The 15,429-nt window shown below is 36.5% G+C and carries 17 protein-coding genes; 3 read left to right on the forward strand and 14 right to left on the reverse strand.

Annotated elements, in window-relative coordinates; all coding sequences use genetic code 11:
- Nucleotides 1-9: 9 nt before the first annotated feature.
- From K350_RS0107375 to K350_RS0107395, 5 genes are all read right to left on the reverse strand, one after another.
- Nucleotides 10-984 carry a GSCFA domain-containing protein gene (locus tag K350_RS0107375; protein WP_028979357.1) on the reverse strand — a complete coding sequence of 325 codons (975 nt, stop codon included), beginning with the start codon at nt 982-984 and terminating at the stop codon, nt 10-12.
- A gap of 67 nt (nt 985-1,051) precedes the next feature.
- On the reverse strand, nt 1,052-1,495 hold the full coding sequence (rplI, locus tag K350_RS0107380) for a 50S ribosomal protein L9 (RefSeq protein ID WP_028979358.1): 444 nt from the start codon (nt 1,493-1,495) through the stop codon (nt 1,052-1,054).
- Between the two features lie 12 nt (nt 1,496-1,507).
- Nucleotides 1,508-1,759, reverse strand: coding sequence for a 30S ribosomal protein S18 (gene rpsR, locus K350_RS0107385; RefSeq protein WP_028979359.1), 252 nt, complete (start codon nt 1,757-1,759; stop codon nt 1,508-1,510).
- A complete protein-coding gene (gene rpsF / locus K350_RS0107390) occupies nt 1,759-2,127 on the reverse strand; it encodes a 30S ribosomal protein S6 (RefSeq protein ID WP_028979360.1) in 369 nt (122 codons plus the stop codon). The genes rpsR and rpsF overlap by 1 nt, the downstream gene beginning before the upstream one ends.
- A gap of 223 nt (nt 2,128-2,350) precedes the next feature.
- Nucleotides 2,351-3,292: a hypothetical protein gene (locus K350_RS0107395; RefSeq protein WP_028979361.1), complete on the reverse strand. Its 942-nt coding sequence runs from the start codon at nt 3,290-3,292 to the stop codon at nt 2,351-2,353.
- Between the two features lie 109 nt (nt 3,293-3,401).
- Here K350_RS0107395 and K350_RS0107400 point away from each other — a divergent pair, with 109 nt between their 5' ends.
- Nucleotides 3,402-3,989, forward strand: a complete 588-nt coding sequence (locus tag K350_RS0107400) for a methyltransferase domain-containing protein (RefSeq protein WP_028979362.1) — start codon at nt 3,402-3,404, stop codon at nt 3,987-3,989.
- Nucleotides 3,990-3,999: 10 nt separating this feature from the next.
- Nucleotides 4,000-4,812: a 3-deoxy-8-phosphooctulonate synthase gene (kdsA, locus tag K350_RS0107405; RefSeq protein WP_028979363.1), complete on the forward strand. Its 813-nt coding sequence runs from the start codon at nt 4,000-4,002 to the stop codon at nt 4,810-4,812.
- Between the two features lie 59 nt (nt 4,813-4,871).
- Here the strand turns inward: kdsA and K350_RS0107410 are convergent, their stop codons facing one another.
- Complete coding sequence (locus K350_RS0107410) at nt 4,872-5,660, reverse strand: O-methyltransferase (RefSeq protein WP_245598566.1); 789 nt, start codon at nt 5,658-5,660, stop codon at nt 4,872-4,874.
- 22 nt (nt 5,661-5,682) lie between these two features.
- Entirely contained in the window at nt 5,683-6,069 is a 387-nt protein-coding gene (apaG, locus tag K350_RS0107415) for a Co2+/Mg2+ efflux protein ApaG (RefSeq protein ID WP_028979365.1), read from the reverse strand.
- 212 nt (nt 6,070-6,281) lie between these two features.
- Between apaG and ung the strand changes: the two genes are divergently transcribed.
- Complete coding sequence (gene ung, locus K350_RS0107420) at nt 6,282-6,944, forward strand: uracil-DNA glycosylase (RefSeq protein ID WP_028979366.1); 663 nt, start codon at nt 6,282-6,284, stop codon at nt 6,942-6,944.
- Nucleotides 6,945-7,115: 171 nt separating this feature from the next.
- Here ung and lepB read toward each other — a convergent pair whose 3' ends face one another.
- The 7 genes from lepB to K350_RS0107455 all read right to left on the reverse strand — a co-directional run bounded on the left by lepB (nt 7,116) and on the right by K350_RS0107455 (nt 15,354).
- On the reverse strand, nt 7,116-8,204 hold the full coding sequence (gene lepB, locus K350_RS0107425; protein ID WP_028979367.1) for a signal peptidase I: 1,089 nt from the start codon (nt 8,202-8,204) through the stop codon (nt 7,116-7,118).
- Between the two features lie 36 nt (nt 8,205-8,240).
- Nucleotides 8,241-8,963, reverse strand: a complete 723-nt coding sequence (gene dapB, locus K350_RS0107430) for a 4-hydroxy-tetrahydrodipicolinate reductase (RefSeq protein ID WP_028979368.1) — start codon at nt 8,961-8,963, stop codon at nt 8,241-8,243.
- The gene (locus tag K350_RS27845; RefSeq protein WP_051312953.1) at nt 8,964-9,566 is read right to left on the reverse strand and encodes a DUF5683 domain-containing protein; all 603 of its coding nucleotides are present in this window, start codon (nt 9,564-9,566) and stop codon (nt 8,964-8,966) included.
- Nucleotides 9,567-9,568: 2 nt separating this feature from the next.
- Nucleotides 9,569-10,504, reverse strand: coding sequence for a ParB/RepB/Spo0J family partition protein (locus K350_RS0107440; protein ID WP_028979369.1), 936 nt, complete (start codon nt 10,502-10,504; stop codon nt 9,569-9,571).
- Between the two features lie 13 nt (nt 10,505-10,517).
- Nucleotides 10,518-11,294 (reverse strand): ParA family protein, encoded by a 777-nt coding sequence (locus K350_RS0107445; protein WP_028979370.1) that lies wholly within the window; start codon nt 11,292-11,294, stop codon nt 10,518-10,520.
- Nucleotides 11,295-11,874: 580 nt separating this feature from the next.
- Nucleotides 11,875-13,686 carry a membrane protein insertase YidC gene (gene yidC / locus K350_RS0107450; protein WP_028979371.1) on the reverse strand — a complete coding sequence of 604 codons (1,812 nt, stop codon included), beginning with the start codon at nt 13,684-13,686 and terminating at the stop codon, nt 11,875-11,877.
- A gap of 36 nt (nt 13,687-13,722) precedes the next feature.
- Nucleotides 13,723-15,354: a CTP synthase gene (locus tag K350_RS0107455; protein WP_028979372.1), complete on the reverse strand. Its 1,632-nt coding sequence runs from the start codon at nt 15,352-15,354 to the stop codon at nt 13,723-13,725.
- Nucleotides 15,355-15,429 lie beyond the last annotated feature (75 nt).

Genomic DNA, 15,429 nt, shown 5'->3' on the forward strand with positions numbered 1-15,429 from the left:
GAAAACGGGTCATAAAAGCTGTTTTTCCAAAGCCTTGATTTCAGAGTCTACTGAAAAATGATTTTTAAAATTATTCAGCTTATTAATTGTATCCCTGAGGAACTTTTGATGCGCAATGGAAGAAGGATTGAAGGCTTTGTGACATAATGCTTTTTGAATTTGATTCCATTCTAGTAATATGCTATTCGTTTCTTCTGTAAAGTAACACCCTGAAAATTTTTCCCAGATATAATTTTCAGCCATTGGAGTTGGATGAATCAAGTCGTCTTTATAAAATCGATAATCCCTCAGGTCATCCATCAATAGTTCATATGCTGGAAAGTAAAATACATCCTTAAATTTTTCAGTAAGCAGATGTACCGCTACCCTCAGAATAGATTTGCTGACAGAATTTAAGGTGATGGTATCTTTTATGTGTCTGACCGGACTTACTGTTAATAGAATTTTCAGACCCGGATTGAATTTTTTGAATTGTGGATGGACTTCTGAAAATGCTGAAATGATTTCATCAGAAGTCAGGAGGTTTTTACTGAAGTATGAAGACGGTTTTTTATGACAATTTGCAACAGCTTTATTATCTGGCAGTAGTTTGTAAATATAGGAAGTTCCTAAGGTAATGATGAGTAAATCTGCCTTTTTAAGAAAGCCATGAGTTTCATTGATTTGCACTCTTATTTTATCCCAAAGTTCATTTTTAGTAGGAGCAGAGAGGTCAGAATGGAAATCGTAGTTATACCATAAGTCATCTTGTTGAATAAAATAATCCTGACTAAGATATTGATTGTCAATTGAGTTTTGGAGTAAAGAAAAAAGTGATAGTGGGTTAAAAATGGTCCCGAAGGGATTGACCAAACTTGGGAATTTGGCGTTTTTTAGTTTGCTTCCAATTACTTCAGCAAAACATGAGCCTGCTGTGAGTATGGCTGAGTGATGGGAGAGAGTGAATCCCTGATTTTCTACCGTTAATTCAGTTCTTAGATTCATGGTTGTATAAAAATAAAAAATCCCGGATAAGCACTACCCGGGATTTTGAAATATTTTAAGTTAGTGCTTAACCAGCAACAACTTTGAATTTTACTTCATGTTTCACTTCTTTGTGAAGGTCAAGGATTGCAGAATACTCTCCAACTTCTTTAACTTCAGATTTGAAAGTGATTTTCTTTCTGTCAACATTGAAACCTTTGTCTTTCAGAGCGTCAGAAACCTGAAGAACTGTAACAGCTCCGAAGATTTTTCCGCTTTCACCTACTTTAGCAGGGATAGTAAGAACCAAAGCGCCGATTTTTTCAGAAAGTGCAAGAGCATCTTTCTTAATTTTCTCAGCTTTGTGAGCAGCTTGTTTCAGGTTTTCCTGAAGCATTTTTTTGTTGCTATCGCTAGCAATAACAGCAAGTCCTTTTGGGATAAGGAAATTTCTGCCGTGACCAGGTCTAACCTTTACAAGGTCATTTTTGTAACCTAATCCTTTTATATCTTCTTTTAATATTACTTCCATGGATCCAAGAGATTATTTTAGTGAATCAGTTACATAAGGTAATAAAGCAAGGTGTCTTGCTCTTTTAACCGCCTGAGAAACTTTTCTTTGAAATTTAAGACTAGTACCTGTTAACCTTCTTGGTAAAATTTTACCTTGCTCGTTTACAAATTTCAGAAGGAAGTTAGCATCTTTATAATCGATGTATTTGATACCTAGTTTTTTGAATCTGCAATATTTTTTGCGATTCTCAACTCTGTTTACGGGTTCGTTTACTAGTGTCATTATGCTTTTTCCTCCTGTTTTTCAGCTGATTTCTTAAATTCACCTTTTCTTCTCTTGTTGTTGTAAGCAACAGCATGTTTGTCAAGAGATACAGTCAAGAATCTCATCACTCTCTCATCACGTTTGTACTCAATCTCCAAAGTGTTGATTGTAGTAGGCTTCGCGTTGAATTCGATAAGCGTGTAGAAACCTGTAGTTTTGTGGTTAATAGGGTAAGCTAGCTTTTTCAGACCCCAGTTCTCCTCGTTAATGATTTGAGCACCCTGATCTTTCAGAACCTGCTTAAATTTTTCTACGGTATCCTTCATCTGAGCTTCAGACAAAACGGGAGTTAAAATGAATACCGTCTCGTAGTTATTTAATTCCATAATTACTTTTATGTAAAATGATAATTTTTAGGACCGCAAATATACTGAGAATTACCGGAAAACAAAAAAATCTTTGGAAGAGGTTTATTTATAAGGGATGTTTTTGTTGTAAGTTTTTGAAATATAGTGTTTTGGCTGGTATGTAAACAACAAACCCCGACGATCATCTCGTCAGGGTCTCTTTATACTTTTAGCTTTACGCCTTAAGCTTTCCGCTCAAAAATTACTTCACTAAGAAGCTTCCTTCTCCGATTTTATTACCTTCTGCATAAACTTCAATATTGTGTTTTCCAGGTTTGTAGGCGCTTCCTTTAACATAGGTGAAAACAACCTGAGGTTTTCTGTTGTCGAACAACACATCTTGTTTCAATGTGTAAAAAATCTCTTTTCCTTCAAACTGAAAGCTTCCTCCTCCTGTTCCAACATCAAACAATGCGCTTCCGTCTGGCTCGATTACTCTAAGAACGATTTCTTTACCTTCCTGTTTAGCTACTTTGTTGTCGCCTAAGTAGAAAGAAATTTTTAGTTTGTCAATGCTTTTTGCTTTAAACTCACCACCGTCTTTAACTTTACCTTTAGCTGTGATCGCATCTATCTGGAAGCTTTCTGCTTTTAATACACTGGCTATTGCCACTTTTTCAGCAAGTTCGTTTTGGGTAACTTTTAATTTACTGATAGTGTCCAGGTTGGCTACCACTTTATTCTGGTAATCTTTAATGCTGGAATCAGCCACTGCAAGCTGAGCTTTAAGTCTGTCAACTTCAGCAGAAGCTTCACGAGCAATCTGGTTTGCCTTATCTATTTCTTTCTTGATTTTAATGTATTTGCTGTAGTTAGCAGCACTTTCATGTTTCAGTTTTTCGCTTTCAACTTCAAGATTCCTGATTTGCTCACCAAGGGTTGCGGTGTCTCCTCCAAGTCTTGCAATCTCCTGTTGTTTTAATTTCAGGTCGTCAATTGCTTTGGTCAACTCTGAAGTTGTGCTGTCAATTTTTGCGTTTGCTTCAACAATTTGTTGGTCCTTTACTGCAATATCATTGCTTTTGTTGATATTGAGAAAAAGTTGTACGGCATTGATAGCCAATAAGATAATAATGAAAGCAATGATCAAGCCTTTTTTGCTTCCGCTTTTTTGCGTTTCTTTTGGTTCGTTAACTTCGGCCATGATTGTTGGTTAATAGGTGTCTTTTTTGTTAAAGTTTACGTTGTAAAATTAATTATATATTCAATTTTATCAATTTTTTTTTAAAAAAGGGCGTTAATTACAGCTAGATATGAGTCTAAATAAAGAATTTTGGGATCAAAGATACGTTTCCAACGACACTGGTTGGGATGCCTCTCATATAACTACTCCGATTAAGGAATACTTTGATCAACTTGACGATAAAGACAAGAATCTCCGCATTTTAGTTCCCGGATGTGGAAACGCTCATGAAGCTGAGTATGTTTTCCGTTCCGGGTTTAAAAATGTTTTTGTTGCTGATATTTCCGCTTTTCCCCTGGAGAATTTTAAAAAAAGAATACCTGAGTTTCCGGCAGAGCAGCTTTTGCATGCTGATTTTTTTCTTTTAAAAGATTCAATTGATATTATTATTGAGCAAACTTTCTTTTGTGCCCTGGATCCAAAACTGAGACCTGAATACGCAGCAAAAATGGCAGAGTTACTCAAAAAGGGAGGGAGACTTGTAGGTGTCCTCTTTAATGACACTTTAAATACTGATAAACCACCTTTCGGGGGCACAAAAGAGGAATATATTTCTTATTTTCGTCCTTATTTTGAAATAAAATATTTCGAAACTTGTCATAATTCAATTCCTCCGCGTGCAGGCAGGGAGTTGTTTATTTATCTGATAAAAAAATAAAAAGTTTATAATGATCAAATCCTTTTTACCGGAAATCAAACATACTGATTCCGGAAACTTCTTTCTGATTGCTGGTCCTTGTGTGGTAGAAAGCAGAGAAAATGTCTTCGAGGTAGCTGAAAAAGTAATTGCTATTACTGAAAAACTTAAAATTCCATATATCTTCAAAAGCTCATTTAAAAAAGCTAATCGAACTAAAGGTGGCTCTTTTATGGGGATAGGGGATGAGAAGGCATTGGAAATCCTGGCAGAGGTTAAAGCTAAATTTGGCGTGCCTGTAGTTACAGATATTCATGAAAGCCATGATGCAGCATTGGCAGCTAAATATGTCGACATTCTGCAGATTCCGGCTTTTCTTTGTCGCCAGACAGACCTTTTAGTTGCAGCTGCGAATACAGGTAAAGTTGTGAATGTAAAAAAAGGACAATTCCTTTCCGGAGAAGCCATGAAATTTGCAGTTGACAAAATTAAAGATGCCGGTAATAATAAAGTAATGCTGACCGACAGAGGTAATTCATTCGGATATACTGACCTGGTTGTAGATTACAGAAATATTCCTGCTATGAAAGAAACAGGAGTTCCTGTTATCATGGATTGCACACATTCCCTACAGCAGCCCAATCAGGCTTCTGGAGTTTCAGGAGGAAAGCCAGAGTTGATAGAAACAATTTCAAAAGCGGCGATAGCAGTAGGGGCAGACGGGTTGTTTATCGAAACACACCCAAACCCAAGTGTAGCAAAATCCGATGGAGCGAATATGCTTAAGCTGGATTATCTTGAAGATCTTATGATTAAGCTGGTGAGGTTGAGGCAAGCATTGTAAGGCAGAAAGCTATAAGCAGAAAGCTAAAAGTAAATAAAATCTAACTTTGAGCATTCTGCTTATAGCTTCAAAATAAAGTGTTGTTTCGGTTGCTCTTTTCTGAAAAACACCAGACCAATTTCAAAGAGATCAATAGTTACCACGGTTCTGGCGTCTTTTGTTATCTCCTTCCAGGCAAGTTCCATTCCGGATGACCAGTGGATGTCATCAAAAATAAAAAGTGTGTCGTTATGAATGTTTTTGATGCACAATTCGAAATACCTTTTTGTGGCTTCGTAGGTGTGGTTGGCATCAAAATAAGCAAAATCTATTTTTTTGATTATTTCTAATTGTGCTGGCAGAGTGTTGTCAATGTTTCCCTCTATTGTAATGATATTACCTGATTTGGCGGTTTGGAATAGTTTTTTAGCATATTCAATGGTCTCATGGCAGCCTTCAAATGAGTAAATAGTGCCTTCCGGAGATGATTTGGATAAATACAAAGTGGTTAATCCGAGGGAGGTTCCGAGATCAATCAAGATAGAAGGATGAAAATGATTGGTCAGTCTGAAAAGTAATTCCGAAATCTTGGGGTTTTTACCAGAGTTTTTTACAATATCATAGACAAATCGCTCTTTGCTTTGATTTACTTTAGATCCAGCTCCCATATCATTAATTTTAAGTGCTGTTCTATCTGATAAAAGATTGTATCGGATCTTATTCAGATCTTCAAAGGCATAATAATGCTTTTTCTTTTTTATGATATCTCTGTAAAGATTAAAGACAAAAGGACTGTGAATTGAATGTTCGTCTTTGGAAGTAAAAAAATATTTTAAATAACTAATTATAAAAAAGAAAAAACGCTTCACTGAAAAGTACTCTGTTAGAAATTTAATTTAGTTTATAAGGCACAACCATTACAAATTGTGGAATAGCAGCTTTAAATTGCTTTCCATCTACGATTCTTTCCATAAGATAAGAACCTTTCATTTTTCCCAATTCTGTTTTAAGATTACAACCTGAAACATATTCATGAGCCTGGCCTGGCTCTATTACAGGTTGCTGCCCTACTACACCTTCGCCTTCTACCTCTCTTATAATACCATTTGCATCATAGATGTACCAATGTCTTTTAAGCAATTGTACTGTGTAGTTGCTGAAGTTTTCAATCCTGATTTTATATGTAAAAACAAAATGAGATTGAGAAGGGCTGGAATACTCAGGCTGATAAGAAGTAACCACGCTGACTTTAAGACCATCTGTGATTTCTGTTACCATATCTTTCTGAGTTTTTAAATTTTGACTCTTAACTCTAAAGTTAAAGATAAGTTTTTTTAATTCAATGATTTTGTTTGAAAATCTTTTAGGCTCTTAGCGCTACATCAAAGGCCCTCATTGCTGCGGGACAATATCTATATAGAAAATTAATTAAGTACAATTTGTCTATTGAATATTCTGATTTTAAATTGTGACAGTAAAAAAGTAGTTAAATGGACGTTAAAATAGAGTCTTCCTGGAAGGAAAGAGTTTCCAAAGAGTTTGAAAAGCCGTATTTTAAAAATCTGGTTAGCTTTTTAAAACAAGAAAGGCAAAATCATACAATTTATCCTCCTGGAAATCAAATTTTTAATGCATTCGAGTGGTGCGTTTTTGATAATGTAGAGGTTGTAATTATCGGACAAGATCCTTATCACGGGCCCGGACAAGCAAATGGGTTATGTTTTTCTGTCGCCGATCATGTTGCACTTCCTCCTTCTTTAAAAAATATTTTTAAAGAAATTAATCGCGACCTGGGCAAGCCAGTGCCAAAATCCGGGAATCTTGAGAGATGGGCAAAACAGGGAGTGTTATTGTTGAATGCTACACTTACTGTTCGGGCTAATACAGCGGGGTCGCACCAAAAAAAAGGCTGGGAAGAGTTTACAGATGAGGTGATTAGGATTTTATCATCGGAAAAGGAACATTTGGTTTTTATACTTTGGGGAGCTTATGCTCAGAAAAAAGGGATTGTAATTGATCGTTCAAAGCATTTAGTACTGGAATCTGCCCACCCATCACCATTTTCAGCAGAAAGAGGATTCTTTGGAAACAATCATTTTAGTAAAACAAATGAATATTTAAGAAAGATGGGGAAGCGAGAGATTGATTGGTAAGGACTAAGTTTTGAGTAATAATTTTTAAGAATAAAGCAAAACTGAATTTAAAGTGTAGAGACGCCCTGCTGGCGTCTCTCTATCCACAAGCACAGCATCTTATTTTTAGGATTTAGAATGAGATTTAAGAAATCATAAAAAAATCCCGGATTTTAGGTCCGGGATTTTTTGTTATTTAATAATATTGAAGAATCTGTTCCAGCGTATCTTATCTGTAATGCCTCCGTTCTGATCAAGTGAAAGCCAGATAAACAATGCTTTTCCAACAATATGGTCAGCCGGTACAAAACCCCAGTATCTGGAGTCCAAAGAGTTGTGTCTGTTGTCTCCCATCATGAAATAGTAATTCTGCTTGAAGGTGTATTCTTTAGCTTCTTTACCATCGATAAACAACTTGTCATCCTCTAATCTCACATCTTCCAGGTTCTCGTAATTTTTGATCGTGGTTCCGTACAGAATTATGTTGTCAGGTGTCAGTTGGATGGTAGCTCCTTCTTTAGGTACCCAAAGAGGTCCGAAGTTGTCCTCGTTCCATATAAATTTAGAAGAATTTGGGAATATTCTCGGTTCAGGATCTCCTGCAGGTCTGATGATCGGCTCTACACTTTTAATTCCTTGAAAACCTTTAAATATATTAGCTTGCTCCTCTGTGGTAAAGATATAGAAACCATTTTGCACAGGCTGATATTCAGTAACTCCAAATTTTCTGAACTCTTTTGAAGAGAATACCTCCGGAGTTTCCATAAAATATCTGTATTGAGATTTAGGAGGATCAGTAACAGGTTTACCATTAACAAAAACTTTTGCTTTTTTAAGGGTTATGGTATCTCCTCCGATAGCAATACATCTTTTGATATAATTGGTCTTCAGGTCCGTTGGATAACCTTCTTCCGGTGGCCAGTTAAATACTACCACATCATTATTTTTAACCTCGCTGATGCCCGGAAGCCTATATTGAGGGAGTTGAATCCAGTCCAGGTAAGAAGGTATTTCAGTTCCCCAAATTTTCTGATGCGTAAGTGGCATCTGTAAAGGAGTTTTAGGAGTTCTTGCTCCGTAGTGAAATTTACTTACAAAGAGAAAATCACCAACTAGTAATGATTTTTCCATGGAAGGAGTAGGGATAGTAAAAGCTTCCATGAAAATCCATCTGATAAGGGTAGCAGCAACAACTGCAAATACAATTGCGTCAACCCATTCTCTGCTTTTGGATTTCTTTTTTTGTGGTTCTTTTTTCTTTTCCCAGAATTTTAAATTCATACCTTATATGATTTATTAAAAAATAATTATCTCCTTTTAGTAATTGATTTTTAGCATATCATCCATGCCGAAAACACCTTTTTTACCTACAAGCCATTCAGCAGCCACAACAGCACCTTTTGCAAATCCTTCGCGTGAATGCGCTGTATGGGTTATTTCAATAGTATCAACGGGTGAATTATAATAAACAGTATGAGTGCCCGGTACCGCATCAAGTCTTTTTGATGTAATCCCTAATAAATTCTTTTCTTTGGTCGGTTGATTTACCCAGTTATTGATTTTTGGAGTAGCATCGATAATACCTTCTGCCAAGGTAATTGCAGTTCCGCTTGGAGCATCAAGCTTTTGTTTGTGATGAATCTCTTCCATACTCACTTCATATTCAGGAAAAGGATTCATTATCTTGGCAAGAATATTATTTAGATGAAAGAATAAATTAACTCCCACACTAAAATTTGAAGCATAGAAGAAAGCACTACCATTTTTTCTGCAAAGTTCTTCCAGCTCTTTTTTCTTTTCAAGCCAACCAGTCGTTCCGCAAACCACGGGTATACCTTGTTCTATGCAGTATTTAACGTTGTTATATGCGCTTTCTGGCTGTGTAAATTCAATAGCAACGTCAACCTGATCTTTGGTTATTGAAGAAAGAGAACTGTAGTTCTCAAGATCGATTTTGAAGGGAGCAGTGTGGTTACGACTTATGGCAATCTGCTCAATGGTTTTTCCCATTTTGCCATAGCCCAAAAGTAAAATTCTCATTTATTTTATAGTAAAGTTTAACTTTATTCCTCCTGCAAATTGGGAATAATTATAGGAATATAAAAGCGGATGTACAGATAAAGAAATATCTTCATTAATGTCAAACTGCCTCAGGTGGGCGTCTACATATGCATCTACAATGTTCAAAGCATAAACTGCCGTAGATATAATAATAGAGAACTCAAGATCTCTTCTGTAAGCATCTCTCGTTACTTTTAATTCATTATCACTGAAGTCCTCATATGGCGTTCCTACCTGAGTGAAAGCATTAGTAGTGTCATTTGCCCTGAAAGCAACCCTACTGGCATAAGCTGTATTGAATTTGTTATACTCCGTTGAGTTGAAGTTTATCCAATAAATAAGTGCAGCGGCCCCAGCATATAAGATTGGAGGTTTCCAATATCTGCGATTGTAAAACTGTCCGGCTCCGGGAAGTACAGTGGAAAGCAACGCTGCTCTTCCTGGTCGGTAATTGTGTTTGGGTTTTGTTTTAGTCTTTACGGGTGCCTGAGAAAGGGAATCATTCTGGGCTGTGGCCCCCATTGTATTAAAAAAAGTTATGACGGTTATTAATACAATGGGTCTTACCAGCTTTAATATCATATCTAAAAATTTAATATATCTAATATCCGATTTAAATCATCAGCATTTACAAATGGGATCTTAATTTCGCCTTTGTTTTGTTTATCACAATTAATATTGATTTTTGTTCCGAAATGTGTAGACAATTTTGTCTGTATATGGACTATTTCCGGATTGAAATAAGTCTTTTTGTCTTCACTTTTCGATTCTGAAACTTTTGCCTGTGAAGAAGGCTGCGATATTGACCTTACCAGATCCTCAGTTTTTCTAACCGATAATTCTTCTTCCAGAATTTTTTTGAAAATGCTTAGCTGATCATCAATTCTTTCAATAGTAATTAAGGCTCTGGCGTGCCCCATTGAAATTCTATTGTCTCTTACAGCTGCCTGAATGTCTGGTGGAAGTTTCAGAAGTCTTAAATAATTGGTTACCGTGGTTCTGTTTTTCCCCACGCGGTCTCCAAGTTCTTCCTGCTTTAGACTGCATTCAGAAATTAATCTTTGATAGCTTAAAGCAATTTCAAGTGCATTAAGGTTTTCTCTCTGAATATTTTCAATAAGAGCCATTTCCAGCATTTGCTGGTCATTGGCAGTTCTGATATAGGCAGTTATTTTAGGAATCTGGGCAAGTCTGGTAGCCTGAAGCCTTCTTTCTCCGGAAATCAACTGATATTTGCCAGGAGAAAGTTGTCTTACTGTAATTGGCTGAATAATGCCTTGAACCTTTATAGATTCAGAAAGCTCCTGAAGGGCTTCCTGATCAAAATGCGTTCTAGGCTGATAAGGGTTGACTTCAATGCTGTCAACAGGAATTTCGTTGATTGCACTTTCCGGTGCTCTTTCTACTACTACCTCTACTGTTTTTTCGGGTTTTGCGGTATCGGAATCCTGAAGCAGAGCTCCCAGACCTCTTCCCAAAACACTCTTTTTTGCAGGTATCTGCGGTTTCTTATCGTTCATTGAAAACGGGTAATTAACTTAATGCTACTTTATTTCTTTCAAGAATCTCCTGAGCAAGGTTCAGGTAACTGATAGCTCCTTTACTTTCAGCATCGTGAGCTATAACAGGTAATCCAAAACTTGGAGATTCACTGAGTTTAATATTTCTAGGGATAATGGTCTCAAACACCAGGTGCTGGAAGTGATTTTTAACTTCTTCCACTACCTGGTTTGATAATCTAACCCTTGGATCATACATAGTAAGAAGAATTCCCTCGATCTCAAGTGCAGTATTAAGTCTGGTCTGGATAATCTTAATCGTATTAAGAAGTTTTCCTAATCCTTCAAGTGCAAAATACTCACACTGAACAGGTACTAGAATAGAATCTGCAGCAGTCAAGGCATTTACCGTGATAAGACCAAGGGACGGTGAGCAATCTATAACTATGTAATCGTATCTCTCTTTTGCGTTTTTTAAAGATTCTTTCATCTTTTGCTCTCTATGATCAAGGCTGATCATCTCTACTTCAGCACCTACAAGATCGATGTGAGCAGGAAGGAGGTCCAGATATGCTACATTGGTGTTAAGAATCAGCTCATCAGCATTTATTCCGTCTACCATGCACTCGTAAATACTTTTTTCAATTGTCTTTGGGTTAAAACTTAATCCTGAGGTTGAATTAGCCTGAGGATCAGCGTCTACCAATAGGGTCTTAAATTCCAAAGCTGCAAGACTGGCAGCCAGGTTGATAGCGGTTGTGGTTTTACCTACTCCACCTTTTTGATTGGCAATTGCAATGATTTTACCCATTTAAATTAAAATAATTAAGTTTAACTGAATCTCCTATTTCCAATAAAATTAACGCTTTTTCGCCTCATTGTGCAATTATTTTTGCTTTAGGTGATCAATTTAAATTTCAGATATTTGTCTGTCCTTTAATCGATTGATTCTCTTTGGTTAAGAAAGCCAGGCTGAACGAGCATTTTACGCTTCGAAAATAATGTCGTTTTTTAATCCGGTATCTCTCCAAACGAAGCTTTTACTAACCGGTTGACGAATAAACATCAATTTTATTTCAAAATTTATACTTTCTCAAATTTTAAAAGACATTCAATCCAGTATATTTTCAAAATTTCTGGGAAAGTGATTTTTAAAATTAAGATAAAATGAAATGCAGGTAAGATAATTGTTTATTTTATTATACACATATTTTGCACTTGTGGGCTGTGGAAAGGATGTGGATAAGTGGGAGATTGTTGGATGTTAGAGAGTTAAAATATCGAAAAGCGTAAAGCAGAAGGCTGAAAGCAAAAAGTCAAAACCTCAGGTTTTGACTTTTTGCTTTTAAAACTTTCCGCTTTCCGCTTTCCGCTTTAAGCTTTTAGCTTTATTATTTCTTCTTCTTCTTAATTTCTTCTTCTCTGGCCTTCATTGCTTCCTCAACTCTCTGCATCCATTTAGATTTTTTTCCTCCTGTGGTCGCAAATTTCTTTCTGTTTTCATCTAATACACCTCTGATTTTGTCTTCATCAACAAATCTTTTGATGATAAATTGCTGTCCGATAGAAACAAGGTTTGAAACAAGGTAATAAAAACTCAGACCTGCAGGGAAGGAGTTAAGGACAAACATAAATACTACCGGCATGATGTATGAAACGGATTTCATAGGACCAGTAACAGTACTTACCTGATTGTTTACCCAGGTTAAGAGCAGGGTAGAGATGGTCATCAGGAAGGTAAATAAACTGAAGTGATTTCCATAGGTATCGCTAAGCCCCCAAATATGTGTGTTCCATGAGAATATAGAATCGTAAGTGGAAAGATCGTGTGCCCATAAGAATGGCTCCTGTCTTAGCTCTATTGAATTCGGAAAAAAGTTGAACATCGCAAGAAGGATAGGAGTTTGCAAAAGAACCGGAATACATCCGCTTATAGGATTGATTCCTACTTTCTGATAGAGTTGCATTTGCTCTGCCTGTACTTTCTGCATATCATCTCCGTTTCTTTCCTTTATTTCATCAATTTCAGGCTTAAGAACCTTCATCTTGGCCGTAGAGATATAAGACTTGTAGCTAAGCGGCAACAATATTGCTTTCAGCAAAAATACCAGAATGATGATGATGACTCCGTAATTACCTATAAATGACTCGAAGAAGTTAAATACAGGAATTACTATGAATCTATTAATCAGGTTGATGACAGGCCAGCCGAGGTACACATTTTTGTCATAATCTGGTGCTGGAACAGCTTTAAGTGTCTGATAATGATTTGGTCCGAAATAGAATTTGTATTTTCCTTTACCAGAAGTCAGATCATTATAAGGTAATGCTACCGAAGCTTCCAGGTGTTTCAGACTTGTAGTGTCACCTTGTTTTACATGGCTTTTAACGGCTCCGTTTGAAAATTCATTCTCTGCAATAAATCCGGCATTGAAGAATTTTTGCTTCATAGAAACCCATTTAATCGGTTCGCTTAATGTAGCACTTTCCGGATCATCTGAGGTTTCTTTAAGATGGTCAAAGCCATCTTTTACTGTATAATAATTTACTGAAGTAGTAATTCTACTTTGTTTCAGGTCATATTCTACTTTTGGAGCATCTGCTCTCCAGTCAAAAACTACAGGCTGGTTTAACAGAATGCCATTCATGCCGTCAAATTTCAGGTCATAGTTAACAAGGTAACCATCAGGGGCAATAGAGTAGGTTTGGGAAATAGCATTTCCCGGAGATAAAGTAGCCTTGAAAATTACCTTTGTTGTATCTCCTGCCTTTTGAGTTTCAGCTTGATAAAATAAAGTTGATAAGTCAAGATTTCCCGTTTTAGATGTAGCCAGTAGGGAGATATTGCTGTTATCTTCATTAAGAAGATATAAAGGTTTTTTCTGATCGGTCAGGTAGTGTTTTAAAAGCACACTTTTGATTTTTCCGCCTTTTGAAGAAAAGGTAACCTTAATGTCTTTATTTTCAGCTACAACATCTTTTTCTTCTCCGGAAGCCAGATTGGCAAGCTCCCCGTATGCAGCTTTTAATTGCTGTTGTTTTACTGAATCAGGAAGTTCCGCTTCTGATTTTTTGAGAATGACCTGAGTTGATTGTTGTTGTTGTGCGTTTGGTTGGGGTTTATCTTTTTGCCCGAAGTACATAAAGTACAGTAACATCATGGCAGTAATTAACACTATCCCCGTAACCTGATTCTTATCCATCTTAAATTATTAATTATCTAAAAATATTTTCGGTTATTATTCTGTTTTAGACTCCTTTTCTTTTGAAAACTCAATAGCTGCTTTTACAAACTTAACAAACAGCGGATGTGGATTTAACACTGTACTTTTCAACTCTGGGTGGAACTGTGTACCTATATAAAATCTGTGATCCTTTAATTCTATAATTTCTACCAGACCAGTATCCGGATTTATTCCGGATGCAATCATCCCTGCTTTTTCAAACTGTTTCAGGTACTTGTTGTTAAATTCATACCTGTGTCTGTGTCTTTCGGTAATTTTGGTTTTACCATATACATGATAAGCTTTACTTCCTTTAGTAATTTCACAAGGATAAGCTCCCAATCTCATAGTTCCGCCTTTTTTAGTGACGTTTTTCTGAGATTCCATCATGTCGATTACAGGGTTTGGAGTCTTTTTGTCTAATTCTGCAGATGCTGCGTCTTTAATTCCCACAACATTTCTTGCAAATTCGATAGCTGCGCATTGCATTCCAAGACATATACCAAAGAATGGAATATGGTTTTCTCTGGCAAATTTTACGGCTTGAATTTTCCCTTCAATTCCTCTTTCTCCGAATCCAGGTGCCACTAATACCCCATCAAGATTACCTAAAACAGACGGAATAGTTTCGGCAGTAAGATGTTCTGACTGAATCCATTTGATTTTTACCTTACATTCATTTTCTGCACCCGAATGTACAAATGCTTCTGCAATAGATTTATAAGCGTCAGGTAATTCTACATATTTTCCTACAAGACCAATCTGGACTTCATGGGTAGTATTTTTCAGTTTCCCGAGAAAATCTTTCCAGGTATCGATTTGAGCTTCTCCTTTATGTGGAAGTTTCAGCTTGGTTAACACTCTTTCGTCCAGTTTTTCCTTTTTCATTAATAAAGGAACATCGTAAATCGTTTCAGCATCAAGTGATTCAATTACTGAGTTAACATTTACGTTGCAAAACAGAGCAAGCTTCTTTCTGATTTCCGCAGGGATTGGATGTTCTGAGCGACAAACAAGTATATCCGGCTGAATTCCTGATTCAGAAAGTTGTTTTACAGAATGTTGTGTCGGCTTGGTTTTTAATTCTCCTGCTGTTTTTAGGTATGGAACCAGGGTAAGGTGTATCACGAGTGTATCGTGAGGGCCAAGATCCCATCTTAATTGCCTTACAGCCTCAATAAAAGGAAGAGATTCAATATCGCCCACGCATCCACCTATTTCTGTAATGACAATGTCATAATTCCCTTTTTCTCCTAAAGCAAGAAAATTTCTTTTGATCTCATCGGTGATGTGTGGAATAACCTGAACGGTCTTTCCTAAAAATGCCCCTTCTCTTTCTTTCGAAATTACATTATGGTAAATTCTTCCGGTAGTGACATTATTTGCCTGAGAAGTATTGATATTCAAAAACCTCTCATAATGACCTAGATCCAGGTCAGTTTCAGCTCCATCCTCAGTTACATAGCATTCGCCATGTTCATAAGGATTAAGCGTCCCCGGATCTATATTAATATAGGGATCAAATTTTTGAATGGTGACGGAAAATCCTCTGGACTGAAGCAGTTTCGCGAGAGATGCGGAGATTATTCCTTTTCCTAATGATGAGGTTACCCCTCCGGTTACAAAGATATATTTAGCAGAAGCCATAAGTACTAAAAAGACTCTATTTTACTTATGGGATACAAAGGTATATGTTTCGTCTTATAAATTTATACAAAACCC

The organism is Sporocytophaga myxococcoides DSM 11118 (assembly GCF_000426725.1).
Lineage (GTDB): Bacteria > Bacteroidota > Bacteroidia > Cytophagales > Cytophagaceae > Sporocytophaga > Sporocytophaga myxococcoides.